The 22,459-nt window shown below is 73.4% G+C and carries 23 protein-coding genes; 17 read left to right on the top strand and 6 right to left on the bottom strand.

What is annotated here, in order from left to right:
- Window positions 1-28: 28 nt before the first annotated feature.
- Entirely contained in the window at window positions 29-1,456 is a 1,428-nt protein-coding gene (locus tag BM385_RS06690) for a GntP family permease (protein ID WP_093842440.1), read from the bottom strand.
- Between the two features lie 240 nt (window positions 1,457-1,696).
- Here BM385_RS06690 and BM385_RS06695 point away from each other — a divergent pair, with 240 nt between their 5' ends.
- From BM385_RS06695 to BM385_RS06725, 7 genes are all read left to right on the top strand, one after another.
- Window positions 1,697-2,482 (top strand): FadR/GntR family transcriptional regulator, encoded by a 786-nt coding sequence (locus BM385_RS06695; RefSeq protein ID WP_026047579.1) that lies wholly within the window; start codon window positions 1,697-1,699, stop codon window positions 2,480-2,482.
- 170 nt (window positions 2,483-2,652) lie between these two features.
- Window positions 2,653-3,978, top strand: coding sequence for an ABC transporter substrate-binding protein (locus BM385_RS06700; RefSeq protein ID WP_093842441.1), 1,326 nt, complete (start codon window positions 2,653-2,655; stop codon window positions 3,976-3,978).
- Window positions 3,975-4,925 carry a carbohydrate ABC transporter permease gene (locus tag BM385_RS06705; RefSeq protein WP_093842442.1) on the top strand — a complete coding sequence of 317 codons (951 nt, stop codon included), beginning with the start codon at window positions 3,975-3,977 and terminating at the stop codon, window positions 4,923-4,925. The genes BM385_RS06700 and BM385_RS06705 overlap by 4 nt, the downstream gene beginning before the upstream one ends.
- On the top strand, window positions 4,922-5,755 hold the full coding sequence (locus tag BM385_RS06710) for a carbohydrate ABC transporter permease (protein WP_093842443.1): 834 nt from the start codon (window positions 4,922-4,924) through the stop codon (window positions 5,753-5,755). Before BM385_RS06705 ends, BM385_RS06710 begins: the two co-directional genes overlap by 4 nt.
- Before the next feature lie 34 nt (window positions 5,756-5,789).
- On the top strand, window positions 5,790-6,992 hold the full coding sequence (gene manD, locus BM385_RS06715) for a D-mannonate dehydratase ManD (protein WP_019434684.1): 1,203 nt from the start codon (window positions 5,790-5,792) through the stop codon (window positions 6,990-6,992).
- Between the two features lie 68 nt (window positions 6,993-7,060).
- Window positions 7,061-7,687: a bifunctional 4-hydroxy-2-oxoglutarate aldolase/2-dehydro-3-deoxy-phosphogluconate aldolase gene (locus BM385_RS06720; protein WP_254791451.1), complete on the top strand. Its 627-nt coding sequence runs from the start codon at window positions 7,061-7,063 to the stop codon at window positions 7,685-7,687.
- On the top strand, window positions 7,684-8,631 hold the full coding sequence (locus BM385_RS06725; protein ID WP_093842444.1) for a PfkB family carbohydrate kinase: 948 nt from the start codon (window positions 7,684-7,686) through the stop codon (window positions 8,629-8,631). The genes BM385_RS06720 and BM385_RS06725 overlap by 4 nt, the downstream gene beginning before the upstream one ends.
- A gap of 34 nt (window positions 8,632-8,665) precedes the next feature.
- Here the strand turns inward: BM385_RS06725 and BM385_RS06730 are convergent, their stop codons facing one another.
- On the bottom strand, window positions 8,666-9,076 hold the full coding sequence (locus BM385_RS06730) for a (R)-mandelonitrile lyase (protein ID WP_019434681.1): 411 nt from the start codon (window positions 9,074-9,076) through the stop codon (window positions 8,666-8,668).
- Between the two features lie 43 nt (window positions 9,077-9,119).
- A complete protein-coding gene (locus BM385_RS06735) occupies window positions 9,120-10,136 on the bottom strand; it encodes a zinc-dependent alcohol dehydrogenase family protein (protein WP_093842445.1) in 1,017 nt (338 codons plus the stop codon).
- Window positions 10,137-10,394: 258 nt separating this feature from the next.
- Between BM385_RS06735 and BM385_RS06740 the strand changes: the two genes are divergently transcribed.
- Complete coding sequence (locus tag BM385_RS06740; RefSeq protein ID WP_093842446.1) at window positions 10,395-11,288, top strand: helix-turn-helix transcriptional regulator; 894 nt, start codon at window positions 10,395-10,397, stop codon at window positions 11,286-11,288.
- Window positions 11,289-11,378: 90 nt separating this feature from the next.
- Here BM385_RS06740 and BM385_RS06745 read toward each other — a convergent pair whose 3' ends face one another.
- Window positions 11,379-13,187, bottom strand: a complete 1,809-nt coding sequence (locus BM385_RS06745; protein ID WP_093842447.1) for a flavin-containing monooxygenase — start codon at window positions 13,185-13,187, stop codon at window positions 11,379-11,381.
- A gap of 205 nt (window positions 13,188-13,392) precedes the next feature.
- On the opposite strand from BM385_RS06745, the gene BM385_RS06750 reads away from it, so the two are divergent.
- Entirely contained in the window at window positions 13,393-14,412 is a 1,020-nt protein-coding gene (locus BM385_RS06750) for an SMP-30/gluconolactonase/LRE family protein (RefSeq protein ID WP_093842448.1), read from the top strand.
- A gap of 12 nt (window positions 14,413-14,424) precedes the next feature.
- Here BM385_RS06750 and BM385_RS06755 read toward each other — a convergent pair whose 3' ends face one another.
- Both BM385_RS06755 and BM385_RS06760 read right to left on the bottom strand, forming a co-directional pair.
- Entirely contained in the window at window positions 14,425-15,015 is a 591-nt protein-coding gene (locus BM385_RS06755) for a TetR/AcrR family transcriptional regulator (RefSeq protein WP_019434676.1), read from the bottom strand.
- 124 nt (window positions 15,016-15,139) lie between these two features.
- Window positions 15,140-16,009: a helix-turn-helix transcriptional regulator gene (locus tag BM385_RS06760; RefSeq protein ID WP_026047576.1), complete on the bottom strand. Its 870-nt coding sequence runs from the start codon at window positions 16,007-16,009 to the stop codon at window positions 15,140-15,142.
- 78 nt (window positions 16,010-16,087) lie between these two features.
- Between BM385_RS06760 and BM385_RS06765 the strand changes: the two genes are divergently transcribed.
- From BM385_RS06765 to BM385_RS06800, 8 genes are all read left to right on the top strand, one after another.
- Entirely contained in the window at window positions 16,088-16,855 is a 768-nt protein-coding gene (locus BM385_RS06765) for an SDR family oxidoreductase (RefSeq protein WP_019434674.1), read from the top strand.
- An 83-nt stretch (window positions 16,856-16,938) separates the two neighbouring features.
- Complete coding sequence (locus BM385_RS06770; protein ID WP_019434673.1) at window positions 16,939-17,148, top strand: 4-oxalocrotonate tautomerase family protein; 210 nt, start codon at window positions 16,939-16,941, stop codon at window positions 17,146-17,148.
- Window positions 17,149-17,166: 18 nt separating this feature from the next.
- The gene (locus tag BM385_RS06775; RefSeq protein WP_019434672.1) at window positions 17,167-18,009 is read left to right on the top strand and encodes a HipA family kinase; all 843 of its coding nucleotides are present in this window, start codon (window positions 17,167-17,169) and stop codon (window positions 18,007-18,009) included.
- Window positions 18,006-18,404 (top strand): DUF3037 domain-containing protein, encoded by a 399-nt coding sequence (locus BM385_RS06780; RefSeq protein ID WP_019434671.1) that lies wholly within the window; start codon window positions 18,006-18,008, stop codon window positions 18,402-18,404. Before BM385_RS06775 ends, BM385_RS06780 begins: the two co-directional genes overlap by 4 nt.
- Window positions 18,405-18,500: 96 nt before the next feature.
- A complete protein-coding gene (locus BM385_RS06785; protein ID WP_093842449.1) occupies window positions 18,501-19,262 on the top strand; it encodes an SDR family oxidoreductase in 762 nt (253 codons plus the stop codon).
- A gap of 91 nt (window positions 19,263-19,353) precedes the next feature.
- A complete protein-coding gene (ung, locus tag BM385_RS06790) occupies window positions 19,354-20,037 on the top strand; it encodes a uracil-DNA glycosylase (RefSeq protein WP_026047575.1) in 684 nt (227 codons plus the stop codon).
- Between the two features lie 272 nt (window positions 20,038-20,309).
- Window positions 20,310-21,488 (top strand): elongation factor Tu, encoded by a 1,179-nt coding sequence (gene tuf / locus BM385_RS06795; RefSeq protein WP_093842450.1) that lies wholly within the window; start codon window positions 20,310-20,312, stop codon window positions 21,486-21,488.
- 82 nt (window positions 21,489-21,570) lie between these two features.
- Window positions 21,571-22,425: a spermidine synthase gene (locus BM385_RS06800; protein ID WP_093842451.1), complete on the top strand. Its 855-nt coding sequence runs from the start codon at window positions 21,571-21,573 to the stop codon at window positions 22,423-22,425.
- The last annotated feature ends 34 nt before the right edge of the window (window positions 22,426-22,459 follow it).

Here is a 22,459-nt window from a genome sequence, read left to right on the forward strand (position 1 = left end):
CACCCCCGACCGGGGGTCCGCGGATCTCTCACAGAACCACCAGCCCCAGCAGCACCACCGCCCCCAGTGCCGCCAGCCCCTGGACGAGGGTGGCCGCGGTCTGGGCGCGGTAGGCGGTCTTCACGTCCATGCCGGAGAACTGGGTGACCACCCAGAAGTACGAGTCGTTGACATGGCTGACCACCATCGCCCCGGCGCCGATGGCCAGCACCGCCATCACCTGGCCCATCGGGATGGCGCCGAGCGTGCCGTCCAGCCCCAGGGCGGGCAGCAGCGGCTGGGCGAGCGTGGAGGTGATGATCAGCGCGGCGGTGGTGCTGCCCTGCGCGGTCTTGAGGAGGGCGGCGATCGCGAAGAGGACCAGCAGCGCGGGGACGCCGCTCACCGCCGAACCGTCCCCGATGAGGTCGGCGATGTAGTCGGCGATCGGCGTGCCCTTGATGACCGCGCCGAAGGCGCCGCCGGCGCCGGTGATGACCAGGATGGGCGCGGCGTCCACCAGTCCTTCGGCGACCCAGGTGGTCAGGGCCTTGGCGTCGCGCCGGGGCGGCAGCAGGGCCAGCGCCAGAAGGACGCCGATGAGCAGCGCGTTCACCGGGTTGCCGACGTCGGTGAGGAACGCTCCGAAGGCGCCGTCGACGAGCGTGCCGTCACCGGAGGGGAACGCGGCCACCGAGCCGATCGCCATCAGCACGATCGGCCCCAGGATCGGGGCCAGCGCCCGGCCCATCGAGGGAAGCCGCTCGAACTGCTCCTTGTACTCCTCGAAGGTCTGGCGCGCGTCCGGGAGATGGCTCTCCAGGTCCGTGGTGCGGCGCAGCGCCCAGGCGAGCCCGGCGACGGCGGCGACCAGGGAGACCGGGATGCCGAAGAGGATGACCCAGACCAGCCCGTCGGAGGCGATGCCGACATTGCCGGCCGCGGCGATCGGGCCCGGCGTCGGCGGGACGAAGGTGTGGGAGGCGTACAGGCCGGTGGCCAGGGCGGTGCCGAGGACGACGGGGTTCTTGCCCGTCCGGCGGGCTATGGAGCGCTGGAGGGGGGAGAGCACCACGTAGCCGGAGTCGCAGAAGACCGGGACCGAGACCACCCAGCCCATGACCGACATGGCCAGCGCGGGATGGCGTTTGCCGATGACCTTGAGGACGCCCTCGGCGAGGGTGACGGCCGCGCCGGTCCGCTCCAGGACCTTGCCGATGATGGTCCCGAAGAGGATCACCAGGCCGATGCTCATCAGGATCGAGCCGAAGCCCTCGGCCACGGTCCCGGCCAGGTTGTCGACGAACGGCTCCTGCGCACCGGTCGCGGCGCCGATGCCCATCGCGAGGAACCCGAAGGCGTAGGTGGCCAGCACGATGGCGAGGAAGGGGTGCAGACGGAACCGCCCGCACAGGACGATGATCAACCCGATGCTCACGGCCAGGGCGGTGAGCAGGGCGGGGCCTGCTGTGCTCATGGAACTCCTCGCGGGGACGCGGCACTTCGGCTGCGGCGGCCCTCGGCGGTGACGGGCCGTGCTGCGGGGGCCCACGGTACTGATGAGGCGCGTGTCGCGGGAGGGGTCCGACGGCAGGGGTCCGATGGCAGCGGCCCCGGCCGCCGTCGTCCCGGGTCGCCGAAGACGCGGGGCGGCCTCGGGCGTTGCGTGCGTCCGCGGCGCGGGGCAGCGTCCGGCTCGGCTGTTAAGCTCCTGACCATGCCCGCCCCGCCATCCTCACGACCGGGCCGTGCCGTGCCGTCGTCCCAGCGGGGGCTGCTGACCGAGCGCATCGCCCGGCAACTGGAGCACGAGATCCGGTCCGGGGAGCTCGCCGCCGGGGTGAAGCTGCCGTCCGAGCGCGAGCTGGCCGAGCAGTTCGCCGCCAGCCGCAACGTGGTGCGCGAGGCGCTGCGGCGCCTGGAGGCCCAGCATCTGATCGAGGTGGCGCCGGGCCGGGGCTCGTTCGTCAGCGAGCAGAACGCCGGCCAGGCGAGCAGCTACGACGCCCTGTACCGGGCGGGTCGTCCCACCGCGCGCCAGCTGATCGAGGCGCGCATCCCGCTGGAGGTCGAGATCGTCGGCCTCGCGGTGGAACGGGCCACCCAGGCCGACCTGGACGCGATGCGCAGGGCGAACGAGGTGCTCGCCCGGGCGACCGACGTGGTGCACAAGGCGCGGGCCGACCTCGACTTCCACGACGCGATCGCGGCGGCCAGCGGCAACCCCGTGCTGCGCATCATGCTCTCCTCGATCGGCGGCATGATGTTCGAGATGATGCTGCGCTCCAACTCCGATCCCTCGATCGGCGAGCCGGGTGTGCCGCACCATCCGGAGATCTACGAGGCCATCGTGGCCCGCGACGCCGAACTGGCCAGGTCGCGGATGCGCGAACACCTCACCCTGGGCCTGCGCACCTACGGCGCGGACCTCGACGTCAGTCTGGACGTCATGGCCCGCCAGCACATCGAGACGCTGATGCGGCAGTCCCGGGACGCCCCTTAGTCTCTGCCGTACCGGCGGCGACGCAGGGCCGTCCACCGGTCGGCGGAGCGTGAACCCCGTCCTGCGGGGCTGGTCAGGCGCCGTTCCGCCTGTTACGGTCCAACTGGTCCTACCAGTTGGACCACATTCGCGGGACGAGAAACAGTACGTCAAGAGAGTCGAGGACGAGGATGTCCACGAGCAGCCAGCCGGTCAGCCGGCGCTCCTTCGGCAAGCTCGCCGCCGTCGCCGCCGCGGCCGTCGCGGGCGGGTCGGCGCTCAGCTCCTGTGCCACCCGGAGCGGCACCGCGTCGCCCGGTGCGCCACTGCGCGTCATGGCGATCAACCACGTCTGGTCGCACGCCATCAGCGGCCGGGTCGCCGAGCTGGAGGAGCGGATCGGCCGCCGGGTGTCGATCACGATGCTCACCGCCGACCAGCTCGCCAGTAGTTACAACGTGAAGCTCAACGCCTCCGGCACGGACGTCGACGTCATGATGGTCCGGGCACTCCAGGAGCAGCTTCTGTTCGCGCACAACGGCTGGCTCACCGACCTCACCGACCGCGCGAGGGGTGATACGGCCTACGACTGGGCCGACTTCCAGGACGCGCCCCGCGAACGCTCCGTCACCGACGGCCGGGTGCTGAGCATCCCGGTGGTCACCGAACGCCCGGCGCTGTACTACCGCAAGGACCTGGTCGAGGAGTTCGGCGGGCCACCCGGCACGCTGGAGGACCTGCTGGAGATGTCGCTCGAACTCGCCGACCGGCGCCGGGGCTTCTTCGGGTACGTCGGCCGCGGCCAGCGCAGCGGCGCCGTCAGCCAGTGGTCCAGCTTCCTGTACTCCTTCGGCGGCGACTTCACCGTGGACGGCCGCTCCGCCATCGCCACCCCGCAGGCCATCGCCGCCTACGAGCTGTACGGCGGGCTGCTGGAGCGCACCGGGCCGCCCGGCGCCACCAACATGAGCCTGGAACAGGCCATGCCGATCTTCGCCCAGGGCAAGGCCGCTTTCTACGTCGACGCCGACGCCATCTACACCAACTTCCTCGACCCGAAGATCTCCACCGTCCAGGACACCGTCGGCTTCGCGCCGTTCCCGGCCGGACCCGCCGGCTCCCGGCCGCACAACATCCCCTCCTGGAGCCTGGCCGTCAACGAGTTCTCCCTGCTGCGGGACGACGCCTGGGAGTTCATCCGCTGGGCCTCCAGCCCCGAGATGGTCGCCTCCCTCCAGGCCGAGGGCATCCCCGGCGCCCGCAGCTCCGCCTGGTCGGACCGGGCCACCCTCACCTCCTTCCCCGCCGACCTGGCCGAGGCGATGCGGATCAACGCCGAGAACGGCCTCGGCCACGACCGGCCCGAAGTCCTCCAGGTCGGCCGCGCCCGCGACATCGTCGGCCGGCCGCTGGTGGCCGGAATCCTCGGCAAGTCGGTGCCCGGGATCGCCCGCGACGCGAACGCCGAATTCGACGACTTCCTCGTCCGCGACAACCGCCACCGGGAGCCCCGATGACCGCCACCCAGACCCGGCCCCGGACCACCGCCGGCCGGCGCCCGCCCGGCAACCGGCCCCCGCGCACGTTCGAACAGGCCAACCGGCGGCTGAAGTGGGCGATGCTCGCCCCGGCGCTCGGCTTCGTCGGGCTCATGATCGTCTTTCCGCTGCTCTTCACGCTCAACCTCGGCTTCACCGACGCCTTCGGCGCCGTGAACGCCGACAAGAGCTGGATCGGCCTCCAGAACTTCCAGGACGCCCTCGCCGACTCCCGCCGCTTCTGGCCCGCCGCCCAGCGCACCGTCGTCTTCACCGTCGGCGCCGTGCTGATCGAGACGGTCCTCGGCCTCGCCCTGGCCATGCTGATGCGCAAGGCGTTCCGCGGCATGCGCTGGGTGCGCACCATCCTGATCATCCCGCTGCTCACCACCCCGGTCGCCATCGGCATCCTGTGGCTGCTGATCCTCGACCCCACCAACGGCATCGCCAACCACCTGCTGGAGTCCGTCGGCCTGCCGCCGCAGGAATTCCTCGGCTCGGTCAGCCAGTCGCTGCCCACCCTCATGCTCATCGACGTGTGGCAGTGGACACCGATGATGACCCTGCTGCTCCTCGCCGGCCTCTCCACCCTCCCCGAGGAACCCGAGGAAGCGGCCAAGGTCGACGGGGCGGACGCCTGGCAGCGCTTCCGCCACGTGGTGCTCCCCATGCTCTGGCCGACGCTGATGACCGCGCTCGTGCTGCGCTCGGTGGACGCGCTCAAGACGTTCGACATCCTCTACGCCACCAAGGGCCCCGGCGGCGGCTCGGACTTCGAGGCCGAGACGCTCAATGTCTACGCCTACGGCCTCACCTTCGACTACCAGGAGTACGGGCTCGCCTCCGCGGTGCTGGTGCTCTTCACGCTCTTCATCATCGGCGTCGTGGTCCTGCTGCGGCGCCGCGCCGGAAAGAAGGAAGCATGAGTACCCACACCGCCGGCGCGGTCCGCAGCCGTCTGGGCTGGCTGCGGGGCATCGCGGTCGCCGCCGTCTCGCTGATCTTCGTCCTGCCCATCGTGTGGATGTTCGCCGCCGCGTTCAAGACCAATGTGCAGGTCACCGACCCGAGCGTGGGCCTGCTCTTCTCGCCCACCTTCGAGAACTTCCGCAACGTCCTGGCGGACGGCGAGATCCTTCGCTCGCTGCGCAACTCGCTCATCGTGGGCGGCGTCTCCACCGCCCTGTCCGCGCTCATCGCGGTGCCCGCCGCCTGGGCGGTGGGCCGGTTCCGGATGCACCGCACCGGCTCGCTGGTCCTGGTGGCCCGCATCGTCCCGGCCGTCTCCCTGCTGGTGCCCTGGTACTACCTGTTCGCCCAGGCCGGGCTGGTCGGCAGCTACACCGTGCTGATCCTCAGTCACATGTTCGTCTCCGTCCCGCTGATCCTGTGGATCATGATCGGCTTCTTCGAAAGCCTCCCGGTGGAACTGGAGGAAGCCGCCCGGACCGACGGACTGACCGCCTTCGGCGCGTTCTGGCGGATCGCCCTGCCGCTGGCCGCGCCGGGCACCGCGACCGCCTCCCTGCTGGCGTTCGTCTCCAGCTGGAACAACTTCATGTTCGCGCTGATCTTCGCCGACGAGACCACCCAGACCGCCCCCGTCACCCTCTTCAACTTCATCTCCTACGCCAGCACCGACTGGGGCGGCCTGATGGCCGTGGCCACCCTGATGACCGTCCCCGTCGTCATCGCCGCCCTCCTCGGCCAGAAGTACCTCGTGGCCGGCCTCACCGCCGGTGCCACGAAGGGCTGACCCGCACCACCCCACACCCCAGGAAGACCACTCCATGAAGATCGTCGACGCACAGGTCGTCGTCACCAGCCCGGGCCGCAACTTCGTCACGCTCAAGATCACCACCGACGAGGGACTCACCGGCCTCGGCGACGCCACCCTCAACGGCCGCGAACTCTCCGTGGTGAGCTACCTCACCGACCACGTGGTGCCGCTGCTCATCGGCACCGACCCGCACCGGATCGAGGACACCTGGCAGTACCTGTACCGGGGCGCGTACTGGCGCCGCGGCCCGGTCACCATGGCCGCGATCGCCGCCGTCGACGTCGCCCTGTGGGACATCAAGGCCAAGGCCGCCGGGCTGCCGCTCTACCAGCTGCTGGGCGGCGCCAGCCGCGAGCGGATACGCGCCTACGGGCACGCCGCCGGCCGGGACATCCCCGAACTGCTGGACTCCGTCCGGGCCCGGCAGGCGGAGGGCTACCGGGCCATCCGGGTCCAGACCGGCGTGCCGGGACTGACCAACGTCTACGGGGTACGCCCGGACCTGTCCGTCTCCGACCAGCTGCCGCGCCCGGTGGTCGAGGACTGGGACACCCCCGCCTACCTGCGGCACCTGCCGCGCGTCCTGGAGGCCGTGCGCGCCGAGTTCGGCCCCGGACTGCCGCTGCTGCACGACGCGCACCACCGGCTCACCCCGATCCAGGCGGCCCGGCTCGGCAAGGACATCGAACCCTACGACCTGTTCTGGCTGGAGGACTGCACCCCGGCCGAGAACCAGGAGGCCCTGCGGCTGGTGCGCCGGCACACCACCACACCGCTGGCCATCGGCGAGGTGTTCAACACCGTCTTCGACTACCAGACGCTCATCAACGAGCAGCTGATCGACTACGTACGCTCTGCGGTCACCCACTTCGGCGGCGTCACCCCGCTCAGGAAGCTGTTCGACTACGCGGCGCAGTACCAGATCAAGAGCGCCGTCCACGGCCCCGAGGACATCTCGCCGGTCGGCATGGCCGCCGCCCTCCACCTCGACCTGGCCATCCACAACTTCGGCATCCAGGAGTACTCCGGGCACACCGCGCTGACCGGCGAGGTGTTCCGGCACGCCTACACCTTCACGGACGGATATCTCCACCCGGGCGAGGCGCCGGGCATCGGCGTCGAACTGGACGAGGAACTGGCCGCCGCCCACCCCTACCGGCCCGCCTACCTCCCGGTCAACCGGCTGGCCGACGGCTCCGTCCACGACTGGTGACCGGCGCCCCGGCCACCGGCCCCGCCCACCGGCGACCCACCCGAAGAGACACGGACAAGGAGACCGTCGTGCCCGAAGGACCCGAGACGACACCCCCGGCCGCCCTGCTCGCCGCGCTGCGCACCCAGCGCCTCCTGCCGGTGCTGCGCTCGCCCGACGTGGCCGCGGCCGTCACCGCCGTGACGGCCCTGCTGGACGCCGGCTGCCGCGTCGTGGAGCTGACGACCTCGACCCCCGGCTGGGAGCGGGCGTTCACCGCGAGCCGGCACGGCCACCGGACCGGCGACGGCGCGGCACCGCTGCTGGGCGTCGGCACCGTGACCACCGCCGCCCAGGCCGCGGCGGCGATCGGCGCCGGCGCGGACTTCCTGGTGTCCCCCCATCCGGCGCCCGCGGTACGGGAGGAGGCGGCCCGGCACGGGACCGTGTTCGTCGAGGGCGGCTTCACCCCGGCCGAGGTCGCCGACGCGGCCGGCCGCGGACCGGCCAAGATCTTCCCCGCACACGTCGGCGGGCCCCGGTTCGTCGGCTCGCTGCGGGCCGTCCTGCCGCACGCCGCCCTGATCCCCACCGGCGGCATAGCGATCGAGGAGGCCCCCGCCTACCTGGCGGCCGGCGCGCTGGCCGTCGGAATCGGCTCCGGCCTCCCCGAGGACCCGGCGGCGCTCGCCCGGCTGTTCGGAGGCGTGCGATGAGCGACTACGACGTGGTGCTGATCGGCGAGATCCTCGTCGAGTTCTACTGCGAGGGCCCGCCCGCCGACGGGGCGCGCATCGGCCTCGGCTTCTCCGGCGACGTCCTGAACGCCGCCGCGGCGGCCTCCGCCGCCGGCGCCCGCACGGCCATCCTGACCGCCGTCGCCGACGACCAGCTGGGCGACGCCCTCGTCGACCGGGTCCGCGCCCTGGGCGTGGAAACGGCCCTGATCCGGCGGGTCCCGGGCGGCAACGGCGCCTACCTGCTGCACGGCGACCTCAGCGGCGAGCGGGAGTTCACCTACTGGCGCACCGGCAGCGCCGCCTCCCGGCTCGGCGTGGCCGACATCGAACGGGAACGCGCGGCGCTGACCGGCACCCGGGCCCTGGTCGCCTCGGGCGTCGGCAGCGCCCTGTCGGACAGCTGCCGGGACGCGATCCTGGCCGCCGCCCGGATCGCGGCGGACGCGGGTGCCGCCGTGGTGTACGACCCCAACTTCCGGGCCCGGCTGACCACCGCCGAACGGGCCCGGGCGGCCCTGGCCGACCTGGCCCCGCACTGCGCGCTCATCACCCCGTCCTGCCCCGCGGACGCGCGGGCGCTGCTCGGCACGGACGACCCGGTGGCCGCCGCCGGAGCGGTGCTCGCCCTCGGCGCCCGGGCCGCCGCCGTCACCTGCGGCGCGGAACGGGTCGTCGTCACCGGCCCGGACGGGCCGCTCACCCTGCCGGTGCCCACGGTGTCCGGTGCCGTCGACGCCACCGGGGCCGGCGACGTCCTCACCGGAACGACGGCCGCCCGCCTGGCGCTCGGCGACCCGCTGCCCACCGCGGTGCGCCTGGGCATCGGCGCCGCCTCGCTGTCGGTCACCGGCCGGGGCGGTACCGGCCGCATCCCCACCCTGGCCGAAACCCGGGCCGCCGCCCCGGCCGGCCGCCCCTGACGACGCCGGGCCGGCGCCCGGCCCTGCCCCCGGGTCAGCCGGTGGCCGGGGCCGCGCCGTACTCCTCGTCGGTGACCGGGGCCAGCCAGTGCACGACGTCGTGGGTGTCGTCCGCCTCGTTGAGGGCGAGATGCACCATCAGCCGGTTCGGCGCGGCGCCGTGCCAGTGCTCCTCGTCCGCTTCGAACAGCACCCGGTCGCCGGGCCGGATGATCTCCACCGGCCCGCCCCGGCGTTGGCACAGGCCGATGCCTTCGGTGACGAAGACGGTCTGGCCCAGCGGGTGGCGGTGCCAGTGGGTGCGGGCCCCGGGCATGAAGTGCACCAGGGCGGCACTGAGCCGGGACGGGGCGGGGGCGGCGGCCACGGCGTCGATGTAGACGTCGCCGGTGAACCAGTCGGCCGGCCCCTTGACGGTGTCGATCGAACTGCGGGTGATCTGCACGGTGCGTCCTTTCCATCGGGGGCGGTGGGGGAGCGGGCCCGGGTCAGGGCGTGAGGAGCGCCTTGATGGCGCGCCGCTCGTCCATGGCGCGGTAGCCCTCGGCGACCTCCGCCAGGGGCAGGGTCAGGTCGAAGACCTGGCCCGGGTCGATCCGGCCCGACACGACCCGGTCGATCAGGTCCGGCAGGTAGCGGCGTACGGGCGCGGGGCCGCCGCGCAGCCCGACATGGGAGAAGAACAGCTCCTGGCCGTCGACGGTGACCCCGTGCGGGACCCCGACGAAGCCCACGTTGCCGCCGGGCCGGGCGGAGTGCAGGGCCTGCCGCATGGCCTCCGCGGTGCCGACGCATTCCAGCACGCTGTCGGCCCCGATACCGCCGGTCAGCTCCTTGATCCGCTCGACGCCCTCCGTACCGCGTTCGGTCACGATGTCGGTGGCGCCGTAGGCGCGGGCCAGCCGCTGCCGGCTCTCGTGCCGCGACATGGCGATGATCCGCTCCGCGCCCAGCTCCTTCGCCGCGATCACCGCGCACAGGCCGACCGCGCCGTCACCGACGACCACGGCGGTCGAGCCGGGCCGGACCTCGGCGGCGTCGGCCGCCCACCAGCCGGTGCCCATCACATCGGAGACGGCGAGCAGGCTCGGCCACAGCCGCTCGTCCGGCACCTCGTCGGTGGCCACCAGGGTGCCCTCGGCGTTGGGGATGCGCACGTACTCCGCCTGACAGGTGCTCATGAACTCCCGGTGCAGGCAGTTCGACGGGTAGCCGTTGCGGCAGTTGGCGCAGGTGTTGTCCGAGGTGGCGAACGACCCGACCACGAACTGGCCGGGCCGCACGGCGGTGACCTCGCTGCCGACCTCCTCGACGAAACCGACGTACTCGTGCCCCATCGGGTGCGGGTCGCCGATCGGCTCCAGGCCGCGCCAGGGCCACAGGTCGGAGCCGCACACGCAGGTGACGGCGGTACGGATGACCGCGTCGGTCGGCCGCAGGATCCGGGGATCCTCCAGGGTCTCGAAACGGACGTCGCCGGGGGCGTGGATCACTGCTCCGCGCATCGGGAGGCTCCTTACCTGGTGGGCATCCGGTCCCGGGGGCACCGGATGCCGCCGAACGGGTGACGGGACCCGGCGCCGGCGGCGCGGCGGCCGTCCGCGGTCCCGGGACCCGGGCGCCCGTGCCCGCCCGCCGGCGGGGACGGACGGCGGGCGCCACGTCCTCTAGGTAACCCCGCCCGCGCGCCCGCAGCGAGTCACCGCCGAGGGGTGTACCAGCGGTACATCCCTCGCCCGCGCGACCGGCGGTACCGTCGGGGTGTGGACAACCGTGAGGAGGTCCGCGAGTTCCTGACCTCGCGGCGCGCCAGAATCAGCCCGGAGCGGGCGGGCCTGCCCGCCGGCCCCCGGCGGCGGGTGCCCGGGCTGCGCCGGAGCGAGGTCGCCGCCCTCGCGGACATGAGCGTGGAGTACTACGCCAAGCTGGAGCGCGGCACCCTCGCCGGTGTCTCCCCCGCCGTCCTGGAGGCGGTCGCCCGGGCCCTCCAGCTCGACGACGCCGAACGCGCCCACCTGCTGCACCTGGCCCGGGCCGCCGACGGCTCCGACCTCCTCGCCCGGCCCCGGCGCCGCACCGGCAGGCCGTGGACCCCGCACCGCAGCCTCCAGTGGACCCTGGACGCGGTCACCGCGGGGCCGGCCTTCGTCCGTAACGGACGCATGGACATCCTGGCCGCGAACCCGCTGGCCCGCGCCTTCTACAGCGACCTGTACGCGACCGGCGGCAACCAGGCCAACCTGGCCCGCTTCCAGTTCCTCGACCCCGCCGCCCGGCACTTCTACCCCGACTGGGAGGCGTTCGCCGACATGGCGGTGGCGATCCTGCGCACCGAGGCCGGCCGCGACCCCCACGACAAGGACCTGCACGATCTCGTCGGCGAGCTGTCCACCCGCAGTGACGCCTTCCGCACCCGCTGGGGCGCGCACGACGTCCGCGTGCACGGCACGGGCACCAAGCGCTTCCACCACCCGGTCGTCGGCGCGCTCACCCTCGCCTACGAAGGGCTCGACATGGCGGCCGAGCCCGGCCTCACCCTCACCGTGTACGCGGCGGAGCCCGGCTCGCCCTCGGAGGAGGGACTGCGCCTGCTCGCCTCCTGGGCCTCCACCGAGGCCCCGGCCGCCCCACCCGCACGGACGCCGCCCGCCGGCTGACCGGCACGCCCGCGCCGTCACCGCCCGGCGTACCGTCGCCGCAGGACGGCGCAGGACGGCGCCCGCGCTCAGCCCGGCCGGCGGTACCGGTCAGGCGCCACGGGTCCGTGGCTGGAGGATCTCCGCCATGCGCTCGTCCCGCCACCGCCGCAGCAGCGCGTGGAAGGCCACGGCGCCGTGCGGGTACGAGGACGGGCCGGACGGCCGGCCGCGGCCTTCGGCGTTGTAGTAGCCGGGGGTGCACTCGGCGTGGAACCAGGCGTGGTCGGGGGCGCCCTCCGCGAGGGTGGCGAGCCAGGCGTCCTCGGCCTCGCGGGACGGTTCGACCAGCGCGCCCTTGGCCTCCGCCGCCGCGACCAGGGCGGCGGCGTGGACGGCCTGTTCGTCCAGCACGTGGGTGAAGTTGACGCTGCTCGCGTTCTGCAGCGAACCCAGCTGGAAGAGGTTCGGGAAGCCGTTGCTGGTGAGGCCGTGCAGGGTCCGCGGGCCCTGGTGCGCCCAGGTGTGCAGCAGCTGCCGGCCGCCGCGGCCGTGGACCGGGAGCTTGCCGGACAGGACGCCGGAGACACCGACGGAGAACCCGGTGGCGAAGATCAGGCAGTCGAGCTCGTACGCGCGGTCCCCGACCACGACGCCGGTCTCGGTGACCCGTTCGATGCCGTGGGTGTCCGCGGTGTCGACCAGGGTGACGTTGTCGCGGTTGAAGGCCGGGTAGTAGAGGTCGGAGAACCCGGGGCGCTTGCACGCGTAGCGGTACCAGGGGGTGAGCTTGGCGGCGGTGTCCGGGTCGGTGACCGACTCCGCCACCCGGGCGCGCAGTTCGTTCATCTTGGCCGCGTCGGCGATTTCGTACGCGGCTTCGAAGGCGTCCCGGTCGCCGCCCTCGCGCCGGAAGCTGGGCAGCAGCTTCTCCAGCAGCTCCGCCGACGCGGTCCACCGGTCCGCGACGAGGTCCTCGGCGGCCGGCTCGCCCGAGACGATGCGCAGGAAGTTGTCGCGGCGCTCGCGTACCCAGCCGGGGCGGCCGGCGCCGACCTCCTCGGCCGTGGTGCGCCGGTTGGCCCGCACATCCACACTCGACGGCGTGCGCTGGAACACCAGGACGTGTGCCGCGTCCCGGGCCAGCATCGGGATCACCTGGATGCCGGTGGCACCGGTGCCGACGATGCCGACCCGCTTGTCCGCGAGGCCGGTCATCCCGCCGTCCGGGGTGCCGCCCGTGTAGCCGTAGTCCCACCGCGAGGTGTGGAAGGTGTGGCCCGCGAAGGTCTCGATGCCGGGGATGCCGGGGAGTTTCGGTTCGGAGAGGGTGCCGGTCGCGGTGATGACGTACCCGGCCCGGAACGCGTCACCCCGGTCGGTGCGCACCAGCCAGGTCTCGGACCTCTCGTCCCACTCCAGCGAGGTGACGGCGGTGGACAGCAGCGCGTCCGGGTAGAGGTCGTAGGTGTCCGCGATCCGCATCGCGTGGCGGCGGATCTCCTCGCCCGGGGCGTACTTCCACTCCGGGACGTAGCCGGTCTCGTCGAGCAGCGGGAGGTACACGTGCGACTCGATGTCGCAGTGGATGCCCGGGTAGCGGTTCCAGTACCAGGTCCCGCCGAAGTCGCCGCCCTTGTCGACGATCCGGATCCGTGCCACGCCCTGCTGCCGCAGCCGGGCTCCGGCGAGTATCCCGCCGAACCCGCCGCCGACGACAGCGACATCGACGGTGTCCCGCACGGGTGCGCGCTCGGCCGGTTCCGGGGCGTAGGGGTCGGCCGCCCAGTAGCCGAAGTCGGCTTCGGCCGTCCGGTACTGGCGCGGGCCGTCGGGACGGACCCGCCGGTCGCGCTCGGCGCGGTAGCGCGTGCGCAGGGCGGCGATCTCGTCGGCGGTGGGGGTGTGAGGGTGCGTCATGTGGGGTCTCGATCCTGTCGATCGGTGCTCGCGGGATCAGCTCGGCCACCCGTCAGCTGGGCCGGGTGCGCTGTCACCTGGGGGCGGCGACTACTCTAACAACCTACCGGACAACACTGTCCGGTTAGGGGCCGCCGACCCCGCCCGGAACCTGGTCCGGGCGGTCAGCGGCATCCGCACCGAACGGACCCAAGGAGTGACCCGGATGCGACGACACACGATCCGGCCCCTCGCGGCACTGGCCGCTACAGGGGCACTGGCCCTCACCGGATGCGCGGCGGACGACGGGACGGCGGGGGAGGGCACGAGCCCGGGCGACGGGGGACGTACGCTGCACGCCCAGCGGGTCATGCAGCTGACACAGGTGCACCCGCAGACCGGGATGACGCTGCTGGAGGGCCCCACCTTCGACGAGGAGGGCCGGCTGCTCGTCGTGGACGTCACCGCGCCCGCCGGGGAACCCAAGGTCATCCGAGTCGACCTCGACGAGGAAACCGCGCAGCCGCTGCACACCGACGACCGGGGCGCCTACACCTCGGCCCAGTTCAGCCCGTACGACGGCCGGCTCTACCTGACGGACTTCGCGGGCGGCGCCGTCGTCAGCCTCGCGCCGGACGGCGGCGACCCGCACACCTTCTTCTCCGGCGACGTCGACGGCGCGCCGATGAACCCCGACGACCTGGCCTTCGACCCGGAGGGCAACCTCTACCTCAGCGACTCACGCGGCATGAGGGAGGGCGAACCGCTCGGCCGCGTGGTCCGCATCGACCGGGACGGCGAGGAGGCCACGGTCCTGGCCGACGGGCTCGCGGCGACCAACGGCATCTCCTTCGACGCCGGTTACGACGGACTGTGGATCAGCGAACTGCTGGAGAACCGGATCTCCTACCTCCACCTCGACGCCGAGGGCGGCGTGGCCTCCCGGCACACCGCCGTCCATGTCGACGGCGGGATCGCCCAGACCGACTCGATCGCCGTGGACGCGGACGGCAACCTCTACCAGGCGCTGCACGGCAGGCCCGCCATGCTGGTGTACAGCCCGCACGGCGAACACCTGGCGACCGTGGAGATCCCGGCCGGTCACCAGGGCCTCGAATCCGCCACCAACGTCGCGATCGTCCCCGGCGGAACCACCGCCTATCTGACCGTCAGCGGGCCCGCCGGAGGCTATCTGTACTCCTTCGAGGCACTGGCCGAGGGCACCCGGCAGTCCAACGGCGGCTGAGCCCGCCCGGCTTCACCCAGGGAAGGGCCGAACGGCCCCCACCTCGACCCCCAGCAGCCGCCAGGCCGCCAGCGCGCGGCGCTCCCGCTCCGCGCGCGTCGGCCCGGTGACGGCACCGGCGACCATGGCCACGGCGAGCATCAGATCGTCGTCCCCGGCCAGCCCGTGCCCTTCCGGCAGGCACCCGCGCAGGGCGCGCTCGACGCGCGCGGAGAGGGACCGGGCGTACGCGTGGGTGCCGGAGTCCCGGTTCACCTCGTCGGCGTGTAAAAGGCTGATGAAGGCGGCGGATTCGGTCAGGTGCCAGGACACGACGCCGAGAGCCCCGGACAAGGTCGCCCCCGGGGCCGCGGCGGCCTGCTCCACCTGCTGCACGTTCTCCTCCAGCACGGCGGCGGCCACCGCCGACCGATCGGGGAAATGCCGGTACAGCACGCCCTGCCCGACCCCGGCCCGCCGCGCGATCGCGGACAGCGGGGCGTTCAGCCCCTGCTCCGCGTACACCTCGCGGGCGGCGACGAGGAGCGCGGCGCGATTACGGGCGGCGGCCCGCGGCCCGTCGTTGGGAGGCCGCCGCTCCTCCGGTCTCGGGTGCTCGGTCACCCCCCGAGCGTACCGGCGGCAACCCCCGGGCACGGGCGCGGCGACCCCAGGGCGCCGGCTCGGTGCGCTGTCCACCCGGCGGGCATCGGGCCGGCCGGCGCGGTCGGTCCGCCGGCAGATGCGGTCAGCGGCCCGGGCCGCTGACCGCCTGGGTGCCCAGCACGGCCAGCAGATCGAGGAGATCGCCGCTGCCGGTGCCGACCGCCGGGGTGAACCACAGCAGCCGCTGCCGGCCGTCCTCGCTGAACAGGTTGAGGCAGTTGACCTCGACCAGGCCGAGAGCCGGGTGGTTGAGCCGCTTGCGGTCCTCCCGCCGGACGGCCACGTCGTGGTCGGCCCACAGGGCGGCGAACTCGGGGGAGAGGCCGAGGAGCGTACTGATCATCGAGCCCGCCTCGGTATCCCTGGCATCCCGCCGGGCAGCCGCTGCCCGTAGGTCGGCGACGAGGATCCGGGACTGGCCGGCGTGATCGGCCTCGGGATAGAGCCGCCGGGCCTCCGGCTCGGTGAACCACCGGTGGATGAAGCTGGCCCGGGCTCCCCGGAAAGCGGAGTGGTCCCCGAGCAGCGCCACCGCCAACGGGTTCTGCACGAGCGTGACATGCAGATCGGTGATCACCTGCGCCGGGGTGGAGGTCACCCGGCCGAGCAGGTCGAGCATGCCGGGATGGACGTGCGAGGCGGCTCCGCCGTGCGCGGGCACCGGACGGTCGGCCAGATGGTACAGGTAGTCCCGCTCGTCGGCGGTCAGCCGCAGCGCCCGCGCCAGGGCGGCGATCATCTGCTCCGAGGGCTGGGACCCGGCGCCGCGTTCGAGCTCGTTGTAGTAATCCACCGACGCCCCGGCGAGCTGGGCCACCTCGTCCCGGCGCAGCCCCGGGACCCGGCGGCGCGGCCCGTGCGGAAGCCCCACATCGGCCGGCCGGATGCGTTCGCGCCGCGAGCGCAGGAACGCCCCCAGCTCGGTGTGTCGCACAGAACCCATGCCGTCCATTCTGCGCCGGGCCCGGCCGCCGACCCAGGGGATGACATCCCCTGGTTCCGCCGGCCGGGGCGCCGCATCGTGAAGGGCATGACACCGAACCACACCGCACACCGTTCTTCCCCGGCAACCGCACGGGTCGCTGTCGTCACCGGCGGATCGCGCGGCATCGGCCGGGCGGTCTCCGGCCGGCTCGCCCGGGACGGCCTGGCCGTCGTGGTGAACTACGCCCACGACGCGTCGGCCGCCGAGGAGACGGTGTCGGCCATCACCACCGCCGGGGGACGGGCGATCGGCGTACCGGCGGACGTGGCGGACGAAGACGCGGTCGCCGCGTTGTTCGATCGGACGGAGCGGGAATTCGGCGGCGTGGACGTCGTGGTGAACTGCGCCGGCCGGCTCGCCCTGTCGCCGATCGCCGACCTCGACCTGGAGGTCCTCGACGCCCTGCACCGCACCAACATCCGCGGTGCCTTCGTCACCGCCCAGCAGGCCGCCAGGCGGCTGCGTGCGGGCGGCTCGTTCGTGGGATTCTCGACCTCCGTGGTCGGCACCCGGTTTCCGGCCTACGGCGCGTACGCGGCGAGCAAGGCGGCGGTCGAATCGCTCACCCTGATCCTGGCCCGGGAACTGCGCGGCCGGGACATCACCGTGAACACCGTCGCCCCGGGCCCCACCGCCACCGACCTGTTCTTCGAAGGCAAGACGGATCAGGAGATCGACCGGCTCGCCAAGACCCCGCCCCTGGAGCGGCTGGGCACCCCCGAGGACATCGCCCAGGTGGTCGCCTTCCTCGCCGGCCCGGCGGGACGCTGGGTGAACGGCCAGGTCCTGCGTGCCAACGGCGGAATGGTCTGAGAACACCACCGAACCCCGGGGCGGTCGCCCCGGAAGCGTCCCGCCACCCGAACCCGGAAGCAACCACCCAAGGAGAAACCGTCATGCCTTTCGCCCACTTCAAGGTCCCGGCCGGCACGGTCACCGCCGAGGACAAGCAGAAGATCGTCGAACGCACCACGGATCTGTACGCGGAGATCTACGGAGAGCGGGCCCGCCCCACCACCGTTGTCCTGGTCGACGAGGTCACCGACGGCGGCTGGGGCGTCGCCGGCCACATCCTGACCGCCGCCGCGCTCAACGGGAACACCTGACCCCGATAACCTGGGGGAATGCTGCGCGAAACGTTCGCCACCCGCTATGTCACCCCCTTGCGGGAGGGGGGATCGCTGCCCGGGATCGTCGAGGCCGACGACCTGGGCACCTACGTCATGAAATTCACCGGTGCCGGGCAGGGCCGCAAGACCCTGGTCGCCGAGGTGATCTGTGGCGAACTCGCCCGCCGGCTCGGGCTGCGGGTGCCCGAACTCGTGCGCATGGAACTGGACCCGGTGGTCGGCCGCGCCGAGCCGGACCAGGAGGTGCAGGAACTGCTGAAGGCCAGCGGCGGGCTCAACCTCGGCATGGACTTCCTGCCCGGGTCGCTCGGGTTCGACCCGCTCGCCTACGAGGTCGGCGCCGAGGAGGCCGGGCGGGTGGTGTGGTTCGACGCCCTCATCGGCAACGTCGACCGCTCCTGGCGCAACCCCAACCTGCTGGTCTGGCACGGCGACCTGTGGCTCATCGACCACGGCGCCGCGCTCATCTGGCACCACAACTGGCCCACCGCCGGCGCCTGGGCCCAGCGGCCCTACGACGCCTCCGACCACGCCCTGGCCCCGTTCGGGCCGCGCATCGCCGAGGCCGCCGCCGCGCTCGCCCCGCTCGTCACCCCCGCGCTGCTCGCCGAGGTCACCGCCCTCGTCCCGGACGCCTGGCTGGAGGGGGAGCACGGCTTCGACACCCCCGACGCGGTGCGCGCCGCGTACGCCGAGGTGCTGGCGGCCCGGGCCCGTACCATCCACGAACACATCACCGTGGGCCCGCCCACCGCCGACAAGCCCTCCCAGGCGCCCGGCTGGCTCACCGGCGGCCACCCCCTGCCCACCCCCAGCACCCTGGACGATGCCCGATGAGCGACACCCCGGCGCCCCGGCGCGAGGTCTTCGAGTACGCCCTGCTGCGGGTCGTCCCCCGGGTGGAGCGCGGCGAGTGCGTCAACGCGGGCGTGCTGCTCTACAGCCAGGCGCACGCCTTCCTGGCCGCCCGCACCCACCTGGACGAGGCACGGCTGCGCGCCCTGGACCCGGACGTCGACCTGACCGGGGTACGGGCCGCCCTGCGCGCCGCCGAACGGGTCTGCGACGGCGGCAGCACGGCGGGCCAGGCCGCCGGGGACGCCCCCGGCCGGCGGTTCCGCTGGCTGGTCGCGCCGCGCAGCACCGTCGTCCAGCCCGGGCCGGTGCACAGCGGACTGACCGCCGACCCGGCCGCCGAACTCGACCGGCTGCTGGCCGTCCTGGTGCGCTGAGAGCGCCCGGGGGAGCGGGCGCGCCGCGCCGTTGACACCGGGGGGAGCGACTTCTAGCGTCACCCCGGCCACCACTCGACGGCGAGGAGACGCAGCATGTCCACCACTCAGCAGCGGGTCGCGATCGTCACCGGAGCGGCCCGGGGCATCGGCGCCGCGACCGCGCTGCGGCTCGCCGCCCAGGGCCGCGCCGTCGGCGTCCTCGACCTGGACCCCGGCGCCTGCGGCGAGACCGTCGAGAAGATCACCGCCGAGGGCGGCACCGCGCTCGCCGTGGGCTGCGACGTCTCCGACACCGACCAGGTCCGCGACGCCGTGGACCGGGTCGCCGCCGAACTCGGGCCGCCCGTCGTCCTCGTCAACAACGCCGGGGTGCTGCGCGACAACCTGCTGTTCAAGATGACCGACGCCGACTGGGACAGTGTGATGGGCGTCCATCTGCGCGGCGCGTTCCTCATGACCCGCGCCTGCCAGACGTACATGGTGGCGGCCGGCTTCGGCCGGGTCGTCAGCCTCTCCTCGTCCTCCGCGCTCGGCAATCGCGGCCAGGCCAACTACGCGGCGGCCAAGGCCGGGCTCCAGGGCTTCACCAAGACCCTCGCCAAGGAACTGGGCAAGTTCGGCATCACCGCCAACGCGGTCGCCCCGGGCTTCATCGTCACCGACATGACCGCCGCCACCGCCGCCCGGGTCGGCGTCGGCTTCGACGACTTCCAGGAGGCGGCGGCGGCGAAGACCGCCGTGCAGCGGGTCGGTGTCCCCGACGACGTGGCCCGCGCGATCGCCTTCTTCACCGCCGAGGAGGCCGGGTTCGTCTCCGGCCAGGTGCTGTACGTGGCCGGCGGCCCGCTGAACTGAACGGGCGCGGGCGGCGGTTGTCAGTGGCACCCGGTACGTTCGTGCGCGTAACAACTCCTGGCGCACCATCGGAGGTCGCGACGTGATCGGCATGCTGCCCGCATCCTGGCAGGGCCCGCTCGGCGAAGAACTGGACAAGCCCTACTTCAAGGAGCTGACCGAGTTCGTCGAGGAGGAGCGGGCCCGCGGCCCGGTGTTCCCGCCCCGCGAGGAGGTCTTCGCCGCCCTGGAGGCCACCCCGTACGACCGGGTGAAGGTGCTGATCCTCGGCCAGGACCCGTACCACGGGCGCGGCCAGGGCCACGGCCTGTGCTTCTCGGTGCGCCCCGGGGTACGGATCCCGCCCTCGCTGCGCAACATCTACAAGGAACTGCACAGCGAGCTGGGCCACCCCATCCCCGACAACGGCTATCTGATGCCGTGGGCCGAGCAGGGCGTGCTGCTGCTCAACGCCGTGCTCACCGTGCGCGAGGGCGAGGCCAACTCGCACAAGGGCAAGGGCTGGGAGACGTTCACCGACGCGGTGATCCGCGCGGTGGACGCCCGCCCCGACCCGGCCGTCTTCGTCCTGTGGGGGAACTACGCCAAGAAGAAGCTGCCGCTGATCGACACCGGCCGGCACGTGGTCGTCCAGGGCGCCCACCCCTCCCCGCTGTCGGCGAAGAAGTTCTACGGCTCGCGGCCCTTCACCCAGATCGACGCGGCCGTCGCCGCACAGGGCCACACCCCGATCGACTGGCGGATCCCCAACCTGGCCGGGTCCGCGGCCTCCTGACCCGGAAAACCCTTCGACACGCCCGCCCCGGCGGGCCACCATGGTGCCCATGTACCGGCAGCCCGTCCTCGCAGCACGGTCCGCAGCAGCGGACCCGACGCGGGCTGCCCTCTTCCTGTCGCACCTGACGGACGGCGCCCGACGCTGACCCTTCCCGGATCGCACCGCGGACCCCGCAGGGGGAGGGTCGGCGGGATCACGGGGTCCGCGCGCCGGCCGGGACGACCGCTCCCGGCCGGCGCCGCACCGGCGCAGCCGCGAAGGAAGAGACCATGCCCAGGCAGGCATACACCCGCACCAAGCCCCACCTCAACATCGGCACCATGGGCCACGTCGACCACGGCAAGACGACGCTGACCGCCGCCATCACCAAGGTCCTCAGCGACCACGGCACCGGCACCTTCGTCCCGTTCGAGCGCATCGACAAGGCCCCGGAGGAGGCCGCCCGGGGCATCACCATCACCCTCACGCACATCGAGTACGAGACGGACACCCGGCACTACGCCCACGTCGACATGCCCGGGCACGCCGACTACATCAAGAACATGGTCACCGGCGCCGCCCAACTGGACGGCGCGATCCTGGTGGTCTCCGCCACCGACGGCGTGATGCCGCAGACCGCCGAGCACGTCCTGCTCGCCCGGCAGGTCGGCGTCGAGCACATCGTGGTCGCCATGACCATGGCCGACGTCGGCGACCCGGACCTGATGGACCTGGTCGAGCTGGAGGTGCGCGAACTGCTCACCGCGCACGGCTACGCGGGCGAACTCCTCCCCGTCGTGCGGGTGTCCGGCCTCGGCGCCCTGCGCGGCGAGGCGCGCTGGAGCGCGGCGATCGAGGCGCTGCTCGACGCGGTGGACACCTTCGTGCCGGTGCCCGAACGGTATGTGGACGCGCCGTTCCTGCTGCCGGTGGAGAACGTGCTGACCATCACCGGACGCGGCACGGTCGTCACCGGCGCCGTCGAGCGCGGCACGGTGCGGGTCGGCGACCGGGTGCACCTGGTGGGCGGCACCGGGACCGAGACGGTCGTCACCGGCGTGGAGACGTTCGGCAAGCCGATGACGGACGCCCGGGCCGGGGACAACGTGGCGCTGCTGCTGCGCGGCGTCCCCCGGGACGCGGTACGCCGCGGCGACATCGTGGCCAGGCCCGGCAGCGTCACCCCGCGCCGGACCTTCACCGCGCAGACGCGGCTGCTCCCGGCGGCGGAGGGCGGCCGGCGCACCGGCGTCACCAGCGGCTACCGGCCGCAGTTCTACCTGCGCACGGCGGATGTGGTCGGGGACATCACGCTGCCGGACGGCGGGATGGCGCTGCCCGGGGAGACCGTCACCATGACGGTCGAGTTGGGCCACGCGGTACCGCTGGAGTCCGGTCTCGGCTTCGCGATCCGCGAGGGCGGGCGCACGGTGGGCGCGGGCCGGATCACCGCGGTCGGCACCGTCTGACGACCGCCGCGCCCGGGGGGTGGCCCGGACCGCTGTCCGGGCCACCCCCCGAGGGGCGGCGCCGGCCGGGGACAATGGCCGGATGAGTGAGCACGAGGCGATCCCGGTGGTCCGGCCGGTGAGGTTCGGCACCGCCCGGCTGCTGCCCGACCTCGACCGGGACGGCGGCCGGCTGCTGACGGTCGACGGGGCCCCGCAGTCGTACGTCGATCTGCGGGACCCCACCCACCTGGAGTTCGAGTACACCCGCCGGCTCGGCCATGTGCTGGACACCGTGGCCCCGACGGGCCGGCCCCTGGACCTCCTGCACCTGGGCGGCGGCGCGCTCACCCTGCCCCGGTACGCCGCCGCCACCCGCCCCGGCTCCCGGCAGCGGGTCGTCGAGGCGGACGGCCCGCTCGCCGCGCTGATCGCCGAACACCTGCCGCTGCCGCCCGGCGAACCCGTCGAGGTCCTGGTCGGCGACGCCCGGGAGCAACTGACGGCGGCGCCGCCCGGCGGGTACGACCTGGTGGTCGCCGACGTCTTCGACCGCTCCCGCATCCCCGGGCCGATGACCACGCTCGGCTGCGCCCGGGCCGCCGCCCGCGCGCTGCGGCCAGGCGGTCACTACGCCGTCAACCTCGCCGACGCCGCGCCGTTCGGGTTTCTGCGCTCCCAGCTCGCCACGCTCGCCGCCGTCTTCGGGAACCTGTGCCTGATCGCCGAACCGGCCGTGCTGCGCGGCCGGCGGTTCGGCAACCTCGTCCTGCTGGCCTCCGCCGCCGCGCCCCTGCCGCCCGACGGTCTCGCCCGGCGGCTGGCCGCCGACCCGTTCCCGGCCCGGCTGGTGGCGGGCGGCGAGCTGGTGCGGCTGACCGGCGACGCCAGCCCGGTCCCGGACGGGGAGGCCCGGCCCTCGCCGTTGCCGCCGGCCGGGGCGTTCGGCGTCGGCTGAGCCGGGGGACGGGTAGGGGCGCTCGGTGCCTCCC

The organism is Streptomyces harbinensis (assembly GCF_900116145.1).
GTDB lineage: Bacteria > Actinomycetota > Actinomycetes > Streptomycetales > Streptomycetaceae > Streptomyces > Streptomyces carpaticus.